Source organism: Maribacter sp., from assembly GCF_039968975.1.
Classification (GTDB): Bacteria; Bacteroidota; Bacteroidia; order Flavobacteriales; family Flavobacteriaceae; genus Maribacter.
In genome coordinates this window covers 1-4618 of sequence record NZ_JBDVOT010000134.1, presented here as the reverse complement: position 1 = coordinate 4618, position 4618 = coordinate 1, and the positions used below count along the sequence as shown (strand labels likewise).

At 34.9% G+C, this 4618-nt stretch carries 3 protein-coding genes and 1 pseudogene; all 4 read left to right on the top strand.

What is annotated here, in order from left to right:
- Positions 1 to 685: pseudogene (locus tag ABJI11_RS08730) on the top strand (TonB-dependent receptor); the annotation flags it as partial.
- An 11-nt stretch (positions 686 to 696) separates the two neighbouring features.
- Positions 697 to 1989 (top strand): DUF4249 domain-containing protein, encoded by a 1293-nt coding sequence (locus ABJI11_RS08725; protein WP_348351297.1) that lies wholly within the window; start codon positions 697 to 699, stop codon positions 1987 to 1989.
- A complete protein-coding gene (locus ABJI11_RS08720) occupies positions 1986 to 3284 on the top strand; it encodes a DUF4249 domain-containing protein (RefSeq protein ID WP_348351295.1) in 1299 nt (432 codons plus the stop codon). The genes ABJI11_RS08725 and ABJI11_RS08720 overlap by 4 nt, the downstream gene beginning before the upstream one ends.
- 81 nt (positions 3285 to 3365) lie before the next feature.
- Positions 3366 to 4604: a DUF4249 domain-containing protein gene (locus ABJI11_RS08715; protein ID WP_348351293.1), complete on the top strand. Its 1239-nt coding sequence runs from the start codon at positions 3366 to 3368 to the stop codon at positions 4602 to 4604.
- The last annotated feature ends 14 nt before the right edge of the window (positions 4605 to 4618 follow it).

Genomic DNA, 4618 nt, shown 5'->3' with positions numbered 1-4618 from the left:
TTTTTATAAAAACTTTAAAGAAAATGAGTACGAATTAAGTATTGAAGGCTATTACAAGAAAATGGAAAATGTACTCGATTTTAAAACTGGTGCCAACCTGTTCTTAAATGAAAATGTAGAAACACAGATATTACAGGGTGATGGTAAGGCGTACGGAGTAGAATTTCTGCTAAAAAAGAAAAGCGGTGATTTTAACGGATGGCTTAGTTACACCTACTCTAGATCATTGTACCGATTTGATAGCGAATTCAGTGAGGAGCGTATTAATAATGGAGAATTTTTTTCTTCCAATTTTGATAAGCCCCATGATGTAAGTGTCATTACAAATTACCGATTTACAAAACGATATAGTATATCCGCAAACTTTGTATACCAAACGGGTAGACCAATAACCTACCCTGTAGGTACATTTAGATTCAATAATGCAGATTTCGTTGCTTTTAGTGACAGAAATGAATTCAGAATTCCAGATTTCTACAGATTAGATTTAGGTCTCAATATTGAAGGAAACCACAAGAAGAACAAACTGGCACATAGTTTTGTTACTATATCGGTTTACAACGTATTAGGTAGAAACAATCCGTATTCAGTGTTCTTTGTTACAGATAATGGTGAGGTTAAGGCATTACAGAGTTCAATTTTCTCTATTCCAATACCCTCTATCACCTATAATTTTAAGTTTTAAAATTGCTTAAAATGAAAAAAGAACTAAAATGGGTTTTTATAATTTATACATCACTACAAATAAGTGGTTGTGTTGAGGAATTTGAACCTGAAAACATCACAGAAGTTTTAGATGGAGCATTAGTTGTCGATGCCAGAATAACAGATGAAAATAAACAGCAAACCATTCTATTGACAAGAACTTTCTCATTTGATGAAATTGAACCAACTCCAGAAATTGGAGCACAAGTGAGTATAATAGATGATTTGGGAGGGGCTATAGATTTCATTGAAAATGAGCCAGGAAATTACAGTACAACAACAGCTATCAATTTAAAACAGGGTAGAACATATACCTTACAGATTACAACCACTGACAATGTTATTTATCATTCAAACAAAACCACTTTACCATCTAATATTGAATTAAAAGAACTTAAAACGCAACGTAAATTCAATAATTCTGAAAATGACGGAATTTCAATTACGGTGAGCAATTCAAATAATTCTTCTTCTGCAAATTATTTTAGATATGAATATGAAGAGACTTATAAAATAATTCCGCCTGACTATAATCCGTTTGATTGGGATGAAGTTGATTATGATTTCTTCTGTGAAGATGATGATGGTTGGGAAGTTACGGTAGCCGCAAGAAATGAACCGGCCGACATTTGCTTTGGCACTAATAAATCTAACAATATAATTATTACTTCAACCAGTAATTTAACTACAAATGATTTAGAGAATTTTGAAGTTAGATTTATAGGTAGTGATAATTATGCCATATCTCATCGGTACAGTATTTTAGTAAAACAGTATCATCATGACATCAATGCAGCAGCTTTCTTTAATTCATTAAAAGATTTTTCAAGCTCAGAAAGTATATTTAGCAATGTACAGACCGGTATGTTAGCATCAAATATTAGCGCTAAAAATTCAGAAGATGCAATTGTATTCGGTTACTTTGAACTAAGCTCTTATAGTGAAAAAAGAATATTTTTCAACTATGAAGATTTTTACCCTTATGAGCCATTGCCTCCTTATATAATTTCTTGTGATGTTATTCGTGTACCGGCACTTTATCCTGACGGCTTTCACTCAACTGTAATTGACGGAAAAGTTATAGTGGACCGCGGATCAAATTCACCTCTAATAGAGGGAATCATAGCTGGTCAAATAGCATATATTGGCGATAATGAAAACTTTTTTGAACCTGATGATAATGGAGAACTATCTCGTGCTCCATTTTTAGTAAAACCATCAGGCTGTGTAGATTGCAGAACATTTGGCGATAATATAACACCTGAATTTTGGATCGAAAAATGAAAAATAAACTTTTTATAATATTGACTTTATTCGCATTCATCAGTTGTCTTGAAGAGGTTGACCTTGGTATAGCGTCAGATGAAAACGTGCTGAAAACTTTAATTGTTGAGGCCACACTGACCAATGAAATAAAAAACCATAGGGTAACCTTAAGTAGAATGGATACATTGGTTGACCTAGGTATTGATTCTATTTACAACCCATACACACCTATACGTGATATTAATAGAGATTTGGTGCGCTATGAATCTAACGCCACAGTTACCATAGAAAATGATAATGGCACTACCTATTCGTTCAGCGAAGCTAGCCCGGGAATATATGAATCGGATATTGAATTTGCAGCTGAAATGGGCAATGCATATCAATTAAATATTATAACATCTGACGGTAAAACATATTCCTCTACCAATATGCAAATTGAAGGTTTAGCGGCTATCTCAAACCTTTACGCAGAAAAAACGACAAGTGAATCTGGAGCACAAGGTATAGGCATATTCGTAGATAACGCAGATGAGTCTGGTAACGTGCAAAATTTACGCTATACCTATGATGAAACCTATAAAATTATTGCCCCAAATTGGTCTCCTGAAGCTTTTAAGCTCACTAATTACGAGCCATGCGCGTTACCATTGGTCACCTATGACCTAGAAATTATAGAAAGGGAAGAAGAGCAGCAAGTTTGTTATGGCAACAACGGTTCTAATACCATTATACAAGCACAACAAGGTAGTTTAAATGATAACGTTAAAAAGTTCATGGTACGCTTTATTGACCAAGATAATTTTATTATAAGCCATAGATATAGTATTGAAGTAGAACAATTGGTTTCAAGCACGGCATCTTTTAGTTTCTACGACCAATTGAATAACTTCAGCCAAACCGGAAGCATCTTTTCTCAAGTTCAGCCAGGATTTTTACAAGGAAATCTTTCAGCAAACGATGGCAATCAGAATGGTATAATTGGTTTTTTTGATGTGGTTTCCGTTTCAAGAAACAGGTTGTTTTTCAATTATACAGACTTTTATCCTAACGAAGAATTACCTCCATACCCTTTTAATTGTAGGGAATTGACCGCACCAGAATCTCATGTGTCTTTTTGTTTTAGTGGACCAAGAGGACCTAATCCATGTCCACAATCGGTCATACAACAGATAGATCTAGATTTAATAAGCTATGTAAAGCCTAATGTTAATGATGTTGACTGTGGCGGTCCACATATATTTGTACCAAAGGTATGCGGTGATTGTACGGCTCTAGGCAGTAATATTGAACCAGATTTTTGGACAGAATAATAATTATAAATGTTTAAAAATAGTTTTACACATTATCGCAAATTAACGCTTTTAGTTGTTCTAACTTTTTGCACCTCCTGCGTGGAAGAAATTGAAATAGCAACGCTAAATGAAAATGAAGCAGAAGCTGCATTAGTAGTAGAAGCTGTATTCACCAACGAAGTTATTACTCAAAAAGTCTATTTAAGCAGAAGTGAAGTTCGTTTAGACTTAGAAACCGATACTATTTACAGCCCGTATTTACCATTAGGGAGTAGACCTGTAGATAGCATTAACATGGAAACCGGCGCTACAGTGTCCTTACTTCATGAAAATGGAGAAGTATATTCATTCACTGAAAATCAAGATGGTATTTATCTATCCAATACTCCATTCGCATTAGAAATGGGCACCAACTATACTCTAGATATCAATACAAATAATGGCACAGGGTATATATCTGACCCCATAACTGTATTAGGTACTTCTGCGATAACTAATTTATATGCCGAAAAAGCTGAAAATGATAACGGAGAAGAAGGTATAGCCATATATGCAGACAGTGAATCCTTATCAGGTAATGCAGAGTATTTTAAATATACCTATGATGAAACCTACAAAATTGTTGCGCCCTACTGGCAAAATTTCGAGTTTGAACTAACAGATTACGATGGTATTGATGATACCGTAGATTATAATTTAGAAGTGGTAGAAAAAACAGTTGAAGACCGCATCTGCTACAATACCGTTTCTTCCAACACTATAGATTTACTCAGCACGGCAGGCATTACCCAAGACAATGTTTCTAAACATAATGTACGGTTTATTACGAAAGATAATTTCATAATCGCACAACGGTATAGCATCTTAGTACAGCAGCAAGTACAATCTGCAAACGCACATTCTTTTTATGAGACCCTACAGGCATTTTCTCAATCGGACAATGTGTTTTCTCAAGTAGAGCCAGGAGCCATTTACGCAAACGTACATCGTAAAGATGGCAGTGTTGAAAATGTGTATGGTTATGTAGAAGCCGTTGGGGTTACAGAACAGCGTATATTTTTAAATTACGAAGATTTTTTTCCGGAAGAAACTCCACCATACGCCTTTAATTGCGGATTTGAGACTGCTAAGTTGTTTAATGGCATCATGGACCCCTGTCCTCAAGGATTACTGGAAAGAATTGATTTAGGAACGGTAACGTACTATTCCGATTATGTAGAAAACCTGGTACCCGATGCAAACCCTATTTGCGTTGGTCCATTTATTTTTGTGCCTACAATATGTGGAGATTGTACTCTTTTAGGCAGTAATATAAAACCTGATTTTTGGGTAGACTAAATAGCACTTATGAA